Below are 13,547 nucleotides of genomic sequence, written 5' to 3'. Positions count from 1 at the left end.
TTTTTTAGAAAATTGTCGCTTTATTGCTTTTATGTGCTCGATCGTATACAATTTAAATGATAATAATTATCATTTAAATAAAGGAGACGATTTTTGAATGGACCAAACAAAAAACCAGACAGAATTGGCGAAAATCATTCGTGAACGTCGCTCTGTTAAAAAGGGTTATAATGATAAGAAAGTAACAGAAGAAGCAGTTCTAGAACTGTTGGAAGATGCCATATGGGCACCTACACATGGCATGAGACAACCATGGCGCTTTATTTTTATCGGAGAAGATCAAAAAGCTGACTTTGCTAAAAGGGTGGCGTCTACATACCCAGAAGAAAGACAAGAAAATCGTGAGGCATTTCTAAATGAACCGAGTGCCTATCTTGTTGTAATTATGGAAGAACCAGATAACCAAAAACAATGGGATGAGAATTTTGGTGCTACTGCAAGCATGATCCAAAACTTCTGGCTTTTGGCATGGGAAAAACAGCTTGGTGTCGTATGGAGAACAAATCCACATATCTATGAACCGAAAACAAAAGAAATCTTAGATGTTAGTGCCAACGAAAAAATAGTCGGTTTCTTACACCTTGGATATTTTGATACGCAACCAGCCAAAAAAGAAAGAATACCAGTAGTGGAAAAATTTGAAACGTATAAAGGATAACTAAAAAACACTGAATGTCCTCCCCGACATTAGTGTTTTTTTGTTTTCAGCATCACTCTAAACACAACACACTTTAGTAATATTAAGAATAAAAGGATACTTCTAAAAATATTTTTAAAACTGTTGACTTTTACTCAAAGTTGCCTTATCATTAGTTTCAATAATTAAATCGACAAGCGAAGACGAAGAGTAGTAATCTATAAACACATTCAGAGAACTGGTGGCAGGTGCAAACCAGTGTGACATTATAGATGAATGGACTTTAGAGCTTCCAAACCGAACCAGAAGATGAAGTAGGCTTTGGCGAAATGTCTCATCGTTATACGAGATAATATGAAATGTGATTTTCATATTACCAGAGTGAGCTATTTTAGCTAATAAAGGTGGTACCACGAGATCCTCGTCCTTTTTCCGGATAGAGGTTTTTTTGTTTTTAAAAATAAAGTTGTAAACATAATCTAAGATCATACGTAGTTTTCATAAAACTGAATATTTAAATCAAGGAGTAAGAGAAGTAGGCATATTTGAAACGTCACAGAGAGCCGGGGCTGCTGGAAACCTGGTACGTGGATGATGTTGAATGGACTTACGAGAGGTTTCCTGAAGTAAGACTAGGGAAACACGGAATTCCACCGTTACAAGGATAGGGTATACGATTTTAATGAATCCGTACCTGAATAAGATGAAAATTGTTTTTTTCAAAAGAGGTGGCACCGCGGTCACACTATCGTCCTCTATAAACACAGATCAAATGTGTTTATAGAGGATTTTTTTATTTATTGATGAGGAGGCTAAAACGATGAAAGTTAATACACAAACTGCTCTTCCCTATAAAGTTGTAAAACAAAATGCTGATACATTAACACCAATTGCGATCTTCAGCAATTTGGAAGGGCGGAAAAAATTTTTATTAGAAAGCTCCATGTCTCATGATCAAAAAGGAAAGTATTCATTTATGGGAGCTAATCCTTATCAGGAAATAATCGGTACAAAAGGAGAAAGTACGATCCTAAATAATATACGTGGAACAGTAAATATTGAAAAAAAGCCGGCTTTGTCTGCCTTACAAACTTATTTTCCAAAAATGGATATCGAGCTCCCCTTTCCTTTCATCGGCGGCGGAATTGGATTTGTTGGCTACGATGCGATCCGTTCCTATGAAAATTTGGGATGCGAGCTCCCTGACGATCTGAATATGCCTGATGTTCATTTAATGTTTTATAAAGACATCATTGTCTTTGACCATAGAAACGAGTCTGTTTATCTGATTGCAATGAATCTTGAACGGCAAGATGAAAACATTTTAGATCAGAGGATAAACAAGATGAAAAAGGCATTAACTGCCATACAAGACGAAAGCATAACCAAGGAAGAAAATATGGTATTTGAACCTGAGATGGAAAAACAACGATTTATCGATAATGTTAAAAAAGCAAAAAAATATATTCAAGACAATGAAGTATTACAAGTTGTTCTATCACAGCGAATGAAAGCAAAAACAAACGGAGATCCATTTACGTTTTACCGCAAGCTTAGAAGAGCTAATCCATCACCATACATGTTCTATATTGATTTTCATGATTATATCGTTTTAGGTGCATCTCCGGAAAGTTTGGTTCAAACGAGCGGTTCAACAATTATCACGAATCCAATAGCGGGAACACGTCCCCGCGGGAAAACAACACTTGAAGATGAAGCAAACACAAAAGATCTTCTCTCAGATAAAAAAGAAAGATCGGAGCATGATATGCTTGTCGACCTAAGCAAATATGATCTTAGCCGCATTTGTGAAAAAAGCACTATTTCCACTCCCACCTACACGGCTATTGAAAAATATCAACACGTTATGCACATGGTCTCTGAAGTTCGCGGCGTCTTAAAGCATAATCTAACAAGTATTGATGCGCTTATTGCTTGCTTACCAGCTGGAACAGTATCTGGTGCACCAAAACTCAAGGCGATGCAGATCATTAACGGATTAGAAGATAAAAAACGTGGTGTCTATGGAGGAGGAATTGGATATATTGGCTTTAATTACGATTTAAATATGACGCTAACGATACGATCACTCATTATAAAAGAAAAAAATGCATACCTTCAAGTTGGCGCAGGAATTGTGGCCGACTCTAAACCGGAAGCGGAATATCAAGAAACATTGCATAAATCCAGGTCATTAATTGAAGCAAGTCACTATATCTAAGCTAAATAGGAAAGGAGTATTAGGATGAGGAAATTTTTGGAAAAAGTGATCAATCAAGAAAACCTTCGTATAGAAGAAATGAAAGAGGCAGCAAAAAGCTGTTTTAATGAACAGATATCTGATAGCGAATTAGCAGCATTTCTAATTGCTTTACGGGCAAAAGGAGAAACGCCAGAGGAAATCGCTGGATTAGCTGAGATCATCCGTTCCGAATCAAGTCAAAAGTCAAATCGATTAACAAATGTGATGGATAATTGTGGAACAGGAGGAGATGGTTCCTATAGTTTTAATATTAGTACAACTGCTGCCTTTGTTATTGCTGGTGCAGGAGTAACAGTTGCCAAACACGGAAATCGCAGTATTTCCAGCAAGACTGGAAGTGCGGATGTACTAGAACATTTAGGCATTTCATTAACGTTTCAAAAAGAACAAATGGAAGAAATTTTACACGAAAATAACATCGCCTTCTTGTATGCCCCAAATATTCATCAAGGGATGAAACGTTTTATGAAAGTGCGACAAGACCTACGGATTCCAACCGTTTTTAATCTTATTGGTCCCCTTACGAATCCGGTCACATTGGATACACAATTTGTTGGGGTTTATCGACGGGATATGCTTCCTATGATCGCTGAAACCATGCATCGATTAGGACGACGAAGAGCAATTGCAATTAATGGAGCTGGATATATGGATGAAGCCTCTCTAGCTGGTGAAAACCATCTTTCCTTACTAAACGAAGGAAAAGTCACGAATTTTACCATCCATCCGTCAGAACTCGATTTGCCAGTCTACCCTAACGAAAAAATAAGGGGTGGCAATGCCGAAGAAAATGCTGACATATTGTTGCGTGTTTTAAACGGAAAACCTGGTCCCTATTATGATACAGTTCTTTTAAATGCTGGCCTTGGGTTATATGCAAATGGCATCGCTCAAACGATGAAAAGTGGGATTGACATGGCTAGAGAAAGCATCGCAAGTGGTGCAGCGCTTGAAAAACTACATCGATTAGCGGACTATAGCAAAAAAATCCTAGTGGGGTGATGGAATATGACTATTTTAGATAACATTTTAAGGCAAAAAGAAAAGGAAGTAGAATTACTGAGAAAGCAAACATTTGATAAAATAAATTTCAACAAAGACATAGCAAAAATTTCAGAAACATTTGCTCGTAATCTGCAGATGAATATCATTGCCGAAATCAAGCGTGCATCCCCTTCCAAAGGTGCGATTAATTCGAAGGTGGATCCTGTTATTCAGGCTCGAAAATATGAGTCCTCCGGAGCTGGTGCGATTTCTATCTTAACAGATAAAACATTTTTCAATGGTTCTATGGATGATTTACGAGCTGTACGCGAGGCAGTCAGCCTTCCCCTATTATGCAAGGATTTTATAATTGATAAAGTGCAGATTGATCAAGCAAAAGCAGCTGGAGCATCGATTATTCTGCTTATCGTAGCAGCATTGTCGGAATCTTCATTAAAGTCCCTCTATAACTATGCTGCAGAATTAGATCTGGAGGTGCTTTGTGAAGTACACAATGAGCATGAAATGGAGCGCGCAATTCATCTTGGAGCACCGATTATTGGTATTAATAATCGAGATTTAAAAACGTTTACTGTTGATCTAACAGTAACAAAAAAGCTCACTTCGATGGTGGAAAACCCAAAAACCATTCTTATTAGTGAAAGTGGAATTGCAACAAAAGAGGACGTTTACGAAGTTGCCGAACATGGCGCAAACGGTATTCTTGTCGGCGAAACATTGATGCGATCCGAAAATTTATCAAAAACGTTTTCCGATTTACAAATTCAAGTAAAAGAAGGAAATGTGAACAATGCTCGTTAAAATATGCGGTATAACAACAGAGGAAGCTGCGCGTCATGCATGTAAATCTGGTGCAGATTTTATTGGATTTGTATTCGCGGCAAGCAAACGGAAGATTAGTCCAGAGAATGCCGCTCGAATTGCAGCTACCCTTCCGCCCAAGGTGAAAAAAGTAGGCGTGTTTGTGAATGAAACAAGGGAAAACATTTTAAAAATTGCTGGAAAAGTTGACTTAGATGTCATTCAGCTCCATGGAGATGAGCCTGCTGAACTGGCTGCACGGCTTCCCTATCCAGTGATTAAAGCTTTTTCAATACAAAAGGAGGAAACTGGATTCATTCCATCTTACCCCTGTGATTACTATCTATTAGATAGCCCTGCTAGTGCATATCGCGGTGGAAACGGAGTGACATTTAACTGGAATTTAGTAAAAGAAACAAAAATACAACCAGATAAAGTGATGATAGCCGGAGGACTTTCCAAAGAAAATGTACAAGAAGCGATAGCGATAACAAATGCTGCTGGAGTAGACGTCTCAAGCGGCGTTGAAACAAATGGCGAAAAAGACTTAGAGAAAATGGAGCAATTCATTACAAAAGCTAAAAGAAAGGATGATTAGAATGTTGACATATACAATGCCAGACAAGGAAGGAAAATACGGAAATTACGGAGGTAGATTTGTTCCCGAGCTATTAATGCCTGCATTGCTTGAACTCGATAAGGCATATGAAGACGCGATGCAAGATCGAGCTTTTATAGAAGAACTAAATTATTATCTGAAAGATTATATAGGACGTGAAACACCACTATATTACGCAGAAAATTTATCTAAAAAGTTAGATGGCCCAAAAATTTATTTAAAACGAGAAGACCTGAACCATACGGGAGCCCACAAAATTAATAATACAATCGGTCAGTCCTTGTTAGCAAAAAGAATGGGAAAGAAAAAAGTTGTTGCTGAAACAGGTGCAGGTCAACATGGTGTAGCTACTGCAACAGTATGTGCTCTTCTTGGTCTTGAATGCATTGTATTTATGGGAGAAGAAGATATGCGCAGACAAAAGTTAAACGTATTTCGCATGGAACTTCTAGGAGCAAAAGTTGAAAGTGTATCACAAGGAAGCGGGACACTAAAGGATGCTGTTAACGAAGCATTACGTTATTGGGTTAGTCATGTTTCTGACACCCATTATATACTGGGATCAGTTGTCGGACCTCACCCATTTCCGAAAATTGTTCGCGATTTCCAATCAGTTATCGGCGAAGAAACAAAACAACAGCATAAAGAAAAAACAGGTTCCCTGCCAGATGCGGTTGTTGCTTGTGTAGGAGGTGGCAGTAACGCCTTGGGGATGTTTTACCCGTTTATCCAAGATGAGAATGTCAAACTTTACGGAGTTGAAGCTGGAGGCAACGGAATCGAGTCAGCAAAACATGCAGCAACGTTAACGGATGGGTCTGTGGGAGTCTTACACGGCACTATGACCTATTTATTACAGAATGACCATGGACAAATTCAAGAAGCATATTCCATTTCAGCCGGTCTTGACTACCCTGGTGTTGGTCCTGAACACAGCCATTTACACGAGATGAAACGTGTTACCTATGATTCTATTACGGATGAGGAAGCACTTGAAGCCTTCCAATATTTATCCCATGTGGAGGGGATCATTCCAGCTTTGGAAAGCGCACATGCTGTAGCCTATACAATGAAACTGGCAAAACAAATGGATGACAATCAGTCTATCGTGATCTGTTTATCTGGTCGTGGCGATAAAGATGTCGAACAAGTTAAAGATGCATTGGAGGGGAAATAAATGAGTAAACAAATGTTAGACAAAGCGTTAGCAGACAAACGTAAAGCGGGAGAAAAAATATTTGTACCCTATATCATGGCTGGAGACGGAGGTTTAAATAAATTAGAAGAACGGCTAAATTTTCTTCAAGAATCAGGAGCTGCAGCTGTTGAACTCGGTGTTCCCTTTTCTGACCCAGTAGCAGATGGTCCTACAATACAAGAGGCTGGCCAACGATCCATTGCAAATGGAACAACCTTATCAGGAATTTTTGAAACATTACAAACCTTCAGGGAGAAACGAACATTACCTATTGTTTTTATGACCTACTTAAATCCAATTTATGCATACGGCATTGAAAAATTTGCAAAAAGCTGTGAAGAGGCTGGAGTTAGCGGAGTAATTATTCCTGATCTGCCAATGGAAGAAGAAGATTTACTCGCTAACCTCCTAAAACAGCATGCAGTAGCTTTCATACGTCTTGCAGCATTAACAAGTCCTAAAGAACGGCTTCGTGATATTGCTGCCCGAACAGAAGGTTTTCTTTATGCGGTATCTGTTAAAGGGACAACAGGAGCCAGATCGGCACATGAAAAAGAAGTTCACTCTTATTTACAGGAATTAAAGGAATTTACCTCTTTACCTGTCCTGGCAGGCTTTGGTGTATCCAATGCAGAACAGGCAAGGAAATTAGGAAGTGCTTGTGACGGTGTGATTGTCGGAAGTAAAATTGTGGATTTGCTTCATCACGGAAAGACAGAAGCGATTAAAGAGCTGATTCAAGGAGCAAGTGGCAAGAAAAACATATCAGTAAATTAGTCTTTTACTATTTCATACACAAAAGTGCTGTTTTCTAAAAGGCACTTTTGTGTAATATAACAATAACTGGAAACCTTTGTTTATACATAAATCGCCTATTTATCACTCGCGCATTTTACGTGCTTCTTCATATTCTTCTTTTGTCAGTTCTCCTCTTTCATATTTTTCTCTTAATAGATCTAAAGAATCTTTTGCCGGATTTTTGCTTGCCCTAAAGCGAATAAGGATAATAACCAATACAACGAACACAATAATAGATAAAAAAATACGTATATAGCCTAGATTTAATATAGACATATTTTTTACCTCCTCTTCTACCTATACATTCCCACTAAATTAGGATTTCATGCAAACTCCTTGCATCCTCCTTCCCATGATTTTTCCGGACCGTTAATATGAGGAATAAATCACGCAAAGCATGGACTGTACTATAATAGAAAAGCTGAAATTAATAACAAAAAGCATGCCGTCTATGTTAAAATAAGGAATAGTCTGTTACCTTTTAATCGTCTATAAAAGGCAGTTAAAATACATAGGAGGTGGAGCTTATTTTTGAAAAAGAAGAGTGGGGATTTATTGATACAGGGCACCTCGATGCTTCTGTAAATATGGCACTGGATGAATCTTTATTAAATTGGCATAGCAATGGGGAAATCCCTCCTACATTACGTTTTTATGGATGGTCAGCTCCCAGTCTTTCTGTCGGGCACTTTCAAAAAATAGAAAAGACCATTGATTTCTCTGCAATAGAGCGGCACAGCTGCCAATTTGTGCGTCGCTTAACTGGCGGCAGCGCTGTTTTGCATGATGATGAATTAACATATAGCCTAGTTGTTAGCGAAAATCATCCGTCCATTCCTAAATCAGTTCGTGAGGCCTATTATATCTTAACCAAAGGCATTCTAGAAGGTTATAAGAACTTAGGTATTCACGCGGAATATGCATATCCAGATAAGGAGTCCCTAAAAGATAGAACTGCTGTCTGTTTTGAAAAACCGGCATATTATGAAATGATTATTGATGGGAAAAAAATATCCGGCAATGCGCAAACACGGAAAAAAGGTGTATTGCTACAACATGGATCAATCCCGATGAGTATTGATGAAAACATGTTATTTGATTTATTTCTTTTTCCATCTGAAAAAGTCAAAAATCGCAAACGGGCTTCATTTTCCAAAAAGGCGATTGCTATCAATCAGATCACAAATAAAAAGCATACGTATGACATGTTGAAAGAATCCTTCTTTAAAGGGTTTCAAACAGGGCTAGATATTAAACTAAAGCCATTTACATTGTCTGAATCCAAATGGGAAGAAGTTCTTCAATTAGCAAAAGAAAAGTATACAGCTGATATATTAACATAAAATTTTTACTATCTTACTATTAAAGGAGTGTATATATAAAATGTCAAAGCAGGAAGAATACATACGCAAACCGGAATGGCTTAAAATAAAATTAAATACAAACAAATCATATACTGGGTTAAAGAAATTAATGCGCGACAAAAAATTAAACACGGTATGTGAGGAAGCAAGATGCCCAAACATCCATGAATGCTGGAGTGAGCGCAAAACGGCAACTTTCATGATTTTAGGAGATACGTGTACACGTGGCTGCAGATTCTGTGCAGTAAAAACCGGACTTCCGAACGAACTTGATTGGGGAGAACCTGAACGTGTAGCAGACTCTGTAGAAATAATGGGATTGAAGCACGTTGTTGTTACGGCCGTTGCTAGGGATGACTTAAATGATGGTGGAGCAGCTGTTTTCGCAGAAACTGTTCGCGCAATCCGCCGAAAAAATCCTGGATGTACCATTGAAATCTTGCCTTCTGATATGAAAGGCGACTATGAAAGCTTACACACATTAATGGACAGTGAACCAGACATCTTTAATCACAACATTGAAACCGTTAGAAGACTGACAAAACGCGTTCGGGCTCGGGCAATGTATGACAGATCATTAACTCTCCTGCAGCGCGTAAAAGAGATTGCACCAAATACACCAACAAAATCAAGCATCATGGTTGGACTAGGTGAAGAAAAAGAGGAAATTGTTCAAGCAATGGATGATTTATTAGCACATGACGTTGATATCATGACGATTGGCCAATACTTGCAACCTACAAAAAAGCATTTAAATGTAGAGCGTTATTATCATCCTGATGAATTTGCTGAACTGAAAAAGATTGCTTTAGAAAAAGGGTTCCGTCACTGTGAGGCTGGTCCACTAGTAAGATCTTCCTATCACGCTGATGAGCAAGTTAACCAAGCATCTGCTCAACGCAGAATTAAATATATGAAGGGCTACGAAAATCAAGAAAATAAAACAGTAGATTTCACATTTTAAAAATTTCCTAACAAAAAATAGGAGCAGACTTATTATAGGTTTGTTCCTATTTTTGATTTATGCATTAATTACGAGATTCGTTAATCAAACGTATGATCAATAAAACTTCTTCTTTCGTTTAGTTTCCTGAAAGATGGACAAATTATTAACAACAAACTTTTGAGGAGGTTAAAATAACATGAGGAAAAATTCACTACTTATAACAATGCTTATACTCTCTTTAACTTTGATAGCCTGCGGTACACAAGGGGATCCAACTGAAGAAAATGCTAATACGAATCAAAAAAACGAAGGAGCCGTGGATAATGATGATAATGCAGATGATATGAATTATGAGAACAATGGCACTGCCAATAATGAAAATTTGGACGCCACATCCCCTGATGATATGAAACAAAAAATGGATGAATTAGCTTATACACGCTTTGAACTAAGCGTTGAATATGAAGGCGATAAAGAGTACGAAGCAAGTATCGAACAAGAAGCCAATGGAATGGAAGCAGACTTAGAAGACGATGTAAACGGTTTACAATCAAGCGGAGAGGAAGCCTTCAATAAAATCTTCCCTAGATTGAAAAAGCTTATGATTGATCAAAATACAAACAAAAATAATGCTATTAAAGAAGCTCTAAAAGCTTTCGATTTAGACCCTGATTATCAAAAATTTGAACTAGAAATATCCTTTGAAAACGGAAAAAATGTCGAATTTGAAGACAAAGTATAAATACATCTAAAAAAGCATAAAACATGGTGTCGATATTTCCCGGGAAATGACAAAACACGCCGTACCTATTTCATGGTTTATGGCGTGCTTCTTTTCTTCATTATGGAAGCAATGAAAGTAAAGGTGTCTTATTGAAGGGAAACTAGTGATCAGTTAGCTTCCCTAGCAGAGTTATCATGAGTTGTATCAATCTATTACAAGACTTGTTTAGATTTATTATATAAATTATGCGATTATTACAGCTTTGTTTTGGCTTATTGCTCAATACATTCACATCATTTTTATATATGTACATGGATAACTTGCTCATATTTACTAGAATTAGACTATTATACAACCATTAATTAATCCTTCTCATATAGTATTAATGTATCAAATAACAAAAGGGAGGTTTTTTAATGGGATATTATCGTGAAAAGTTTCGTCGTCATCAAGAACCCGTTCATCACCATGAACATGGGCACAGCCATTGTTGCAATAGCCAATGCCAGTGTTCTAAACAAGAAAGCTGTGTATGTGACACCGTTAAAAAGATTATACGCGAACAGGATCGAGTAGCAGAAGAAAATGAAAATTGCTGTTCTACAGGTTGTGAACAATCAATTAAAGATTTGCTTTCACCTAATCGCAATAGAAATAATTTTACAACAGTACCATTCATGCTTTATTGCAAAGGCAATTGTGATGTGTTTAAAGCAAAAGGAGTTACAAAAGACTGGAACTTTATTTGTGTAGAGTCCAGCATTTTCAAAGCTAAAAGGTTTGTCAAAGGCGGATCTGGGTGCTGTGTAGAATTAGAACTACTAGAGTTTCAACAACGAGCACATCATGGACACCACGATCACCATGATCATCATGAACACCATGATTATCACAACCATCCTCACTATGATGATTGTTTTTCTGTGGTACCACCAAATAACAGTGGGAAACTTATAGAAACAGGCATCTGTATAACAGTTGACTTGCATTCCTTTAACGGAATCGCTTGCCTGCCTGCAACAAAACCTCTTGCAAGATAATATCTGTTTAAAACTGACTAGTGCTCCCTTGCCCTAGTCAGTTTATTTTGAGCAAATAAAAGGAAAAAGTTTATTACTGCTTATATAATACATGAAAGAGGTGAGAGCATGAGGGAATTTCAACATATTTCATCATTAGCAAAGATTGAACAATTTATTTCGCAAAATCAGCTTTCTTTTTTATTTATATCACAGACCAATTGCAGTGTATGCAAAGGATTGCTGCCCCAGATGAAACAATTGATGTCTAAGTATCCAAAAATTCAATTAGGTTATATCGATGCGAGTGAAGTAGAAGCCGTTGCGGGTCGCTTTTCCGTATTTACTGCTCCTGTATTACTCCTCTTTGTTGATGGCAAGGAATATATACGTGAGGCTCGCATTGTTCATTTGCAACGCTTAGAAGAAAAGATAGATAAAATATATGAAAACCTAGTAGGCTGAACCCAAAACAACATATTTTCCATAGAAAGGTTAGTAAAATAAACCATCTTCAGCCTTTAATATGCATACGTGTATCATTAACGGCATACGTATAGAGGGTACATATTTGATAAACGAATGTATTAAATAAATAAGAAAAGAGGTAAAAAATGAGAATATTAATAGTTGGTGCCAGTGGCACTATTGGAAAAGAAATTAAAAAGGAATTAGAAAAAGAACATGAAATTATTTGCGCAGGCCGTAATGGTGCAGATGTAACTGTAGATATAACATCGCCCGACAGCATTAAAAAAATGTATGAACAAGTAGGTAAAATTGATGCCGTTGTAAATGCAGCCGGTGGTGCAACTTTCGCTTCCGTTTCTGAATTGACACCAGAACTTAATGAGAAAGGTATCGAGAGTAAATTAAAAGGACAAATCAACCTGGTACTTTTAGGTTTAAATAATGTAAATGATAATGGAAGCTTCACATTAACTACCGGCATCATGATGGATGACCCTATTCCTCAAGGTGCTTCAGCCGCAATGGCGAATGGCGGTGTAAAATCATTTGTAAAAGCATCTTCCATTGAAATGCCAAGAGGAATACGGATAAACAGTGTAAGCCCCAATGCAGTGGAAGAATCTTGGGAGAGGTTGGAGCCTTTTTTTCTCGGATTTGAACCTGTACCTGCCCACCGTGTAGCACTTGCTTTTAAGAAAAGTGTTTGTGGTGCTCAAACTGGACAAAATTATGAAGTGTATTAACAGAGGGACGCCTGTCTCTTTGCTAAAAGCATGGAGGCAGGTGTTTTTTACTTGTGGTTTTCTATAACTTCTTCTTTTTAATACCAACTCCCTTCCTACCTATAACAAATCGTTCTTTCTTCCTTCAAAGAATATGCTAAACTAATAGACAAGCTTAAAATCAGAAAAGGGAGAACGAAAACATGAAATTGGTTTCTTGGAATGTGAATGGACTTCGGGCTTGTGTGCGGAAAGGTTTTATGGATTATTTTCATAAAATAAATGCAGATATATTCTGCGTGCAAGAAATTAAATTACAATCCGGTCAAATCACGTTAGATTTAGAAAACTATCATCAGTACTGGAATTATGCGGTAAGAAAAGGGTATTCCGGAACAGCTGTATTTACAAAGCAAAAGCCATTATCTGTTCATTATGGCCTTGGCGAAAATAATTCACAAGACGAAGGACGTATTATTACACTTGAATTTGAACGTTTTTATCTAGTCAATGTGTATACACCAAATTCACAACGGGATTTGGCAAGGCTGGATGTGCGTATGGCTTGGGAAGATGCATTTTTTAATCACATTAAAGCGTTGGATGAAATCAAACCTGTTATTCTATGTGGTGACTTTAATGTAGCACACCAGGAGATTGACTTAAAAAATTTCAAAACAAACCGCGGTAATTCCGGATTCACCGTGGAAGAACGCAGCAAGATGTCCAACTTACTTGCATCCGGCTTTATTGATAGTCTACGCTATTTCTATCCAGATACGGAAGGGCTATATACCTGGTGGTCCTACATGAAAACAGTAAGAGAAAGAAATATTGGATGGCGTATTGATTATTTTATTGTTTCAGAAAGGTTAGCAGAAAGATTAAAAGACTCACAAATCCACGCAGGAGTCATGGGAAGTGACCATTGCCCGATTGCACTGGAAATAAATATTCCTGCCTCCTGTTAATAATGTAAC

Annotated in this window: 15 protein-coding genes and 2 other annotated features; of the genes, 14 read left to right on the top strand and 1 reads right to left on the bottom strand. The window is 37.5% G+C overall.

The features are described 5' to 3' along the window. Positions 1-97 precede the first annotated feature (97 nt). The 7 genes from GZ63_RS0109965 (at position 98) to trpA (ending at position 7,300) form a co-directional block, all read left to right on the top strand. Entirely contained in the window at positions 98-658 is a 561-nt protein-coding gene (locus GZ63_RS0109965; protein WP_029269131.1) for a nitroreductase family protein, read from the top strand. A 170-nt stretch (positions 659-828) separates the two neighbouring features. After that, positions 829-1,069: a binding site (T-box leader), on the top strand. Positions 1,070-1,150: 81 nt separating this feature from the next. After that, positions 1,151-1,396 (top strand) — a binding site (T-box leader). A 61-nt stretch (positions 1,397-1,457) separates the two neighbouring features. Beyond that, the gene (gene trpE, locus GZ63_RS0109960) at positions 1,458-2,858 is read left to right on the top strand and encodes an anthranilate synthase component I (RefSeq protein ID WP_029269129.1); all 1,401 of its coding nucleotides are present in this window, start codon (positions 1,458-1,460) and stop codon (positions 2,856-2,858) included. A 24-nt stretch (positions 2,859-2,882) separates the two neighbouring features. Next, complete coding sequence (trpD, locus tag GZ63_RS0109955) at positions 2,883-3,902, top strand: anthranilate phosphoribosyltransferase (protein WP_029269127.1); 1,020 nt, start codon at positions 2,883-2,885, stop codon at positions 3,900-3,902. 6 nt (positions 3,903-3,908) lie between these two features. Next, positions 3,909-4,706, top strand: coding sequence for an indole-3-glycerol phosphate synthase TrpC (trpC, locus tag GZ63_RS18145; RefSeq protein WP_029269125.1), 798 nt, complete (start codon positions 3,909-3,911; stop codon positions 4,704-4,706). Continuing rightward, positions 4,696-5,304: a phosphoribosylanthranilate isomerase gene (locus GZ63_RS18140; RefSeq protein ID WP_029269123.1), complete on the top strand. Its 609-nt coding sequence runs from the start codon at positions 4,696-4,698 to the stop codon at positions 5,302-5,304. Before trpC ends, GZ63_RS18140 begins: the two co-directional genes overlap by 11 nt. Before the next feature lie 4 nt (positions 5,305-5,308). Next, entirely contained in the window at positions 5,309-6,502 is a 1,194-nt protein-coding gene (trpB, locus tag GZ63_RS0109940; RefSeq protein WP_029269121.1) for a tryptophan synthase subunit beta, read from the top strand. Continuing rightward, positions 6,503-7,300 (top strand): tryptophan synthase subunit alpha, encoded by a 798-nt coding sequence (gene trpA, locus GZ63_RS0109935; protein WP_029269119.1) that lies wholly within the window; start codon positions 6,503-6,505, stop codon positions 7,298-7,300. A gap of 102 nt (positions 7,301-7,402) precedes the next feature. Here the strand turns inward: trpA and GZ63_RS0109930 are convergent, their stop codons facing one another. Next, positions 7,403-7,597 carry an SHOCT domain-containing protein gene (locus GZ63_RS0109930; protein WP_029269117.1) on the bottom strand — a complete coding sequence of 65 codons (195 nt, stop codon included), beginning with the start codon at positions 7,595-7,597 and terminating at the stop codon, positions 7,403-7,405. A 251-nt stretch (positions 7,598-7,848) separates the two neighbouring features. On the opposite strand from GZ63_RS0109930, the gene GZ63_RS0109925 reads away from it, so the two are divergent. The 7 genes from GZ63_RS0109925 (at position 7,849) to GZ63_RS0109895 (ending at position 13,538) form a co-directional block, all read left to right on the top strand. Further along, positions 7,849-8,664 carry a lipoate--protein ligase family protein gene (locus GZ63_RS0109925; protein WP_029269115.1) on the top strand — a complete coding sequence of 272 codons (816 nt, stop codon included), beginning with the start codon at positions 7,849-7,851 and terminating at the stop codon, positions 8,662-8,664. Positions 8,665-8,704: 40 nt separating this feature from the next. After that, the gene (gene lipA, locus GZ63_RS0109920; protein ID WP_029269113.1) at positions 8,705-9,649 is read left to right on the top strand and encodes a lipoyl synthase; all 945 of its coding nucleotides are present in this window, start codon (positions 8,705-8,707) and stop codon (positions 9,647-9,649) included. Positions 9,650-9,827: 178 nt separating this feature from the next. Next, positions 9,828-10,373 (top strand): YusW family protein, encoded by a 546-nt coding sequence (locus GZ63_RS17145; protein ID WP_051681454.1) that lies wholly within the window; start codon positions 9,828-9,830, stop codon positions 10,371-10,373. Positions 10,374-10,771: 398 nt separating this feature from the next. Continuing rightward, positions 10,772-11,395 carry a CotY/CotZ family spore coat protein gene (locus tag GZ63_RS0109910; protein ID WP_051681453.1) on the top strand — a complete coding sequence of 208 codons (624 nt, stop codon included), beginning with the start codon at positions 10,772-10,774 and terminating at the stop codon, positions 11,393-11,395. A 108-nt stretch (positions 11,396-11,503) separates the two neighbouring features. After that, the gene (locus GZ63_RS0109905; RefSeq protein ID WP_029269106.1) at positions 11,504-11,839 is read left to right on the top strand and encodes a thioredoxin family protein; all 336 of its coding nucleotides are present in this window, start codon (positions 11,504-11,506) and stop codon (positions 11,837-11,839) included. 149 nt (positions 11,840-11,988) lie between these two features. Further along, positions 11,989-12,588, top strand: coding sequence for a short chain dehydrogenase (locus GZ63_RS0109900; RefSeq protein ID WP_029269104.1), 600 nt, complete (start codon positions 11,989-11,991; stop codon positions 12,586-12,588). 182 nt (positions 12,589-12,770) lie between these two features. After that, a complete protein-coding gene (locus tag GZ63_RS0109895) occupies positions 12,771-13,538 on the top strand; it encodes an exodeoxyribonuclease III (protein ID WP_029269102.1) in 768 nt (255 codons plus the stop codon). The last annotated feature ends 9 nt before the right edge of the window (positions 13,539-13,547 follow it).

This window comes from Virgibacillus alimentarius (assembly GCF_000709085.1).
Classification (GTDB): Bacteria; Bacillota; Bacilli; order Bacillales; family Amphibacillaceae; genus Virgibacillus_B; species Virgibacillus_B alimentarius.
Note: the sequence above shows the minus strand (reverse complement) of the source record. Positions and strands in the feature narration are given on the sequence as shown.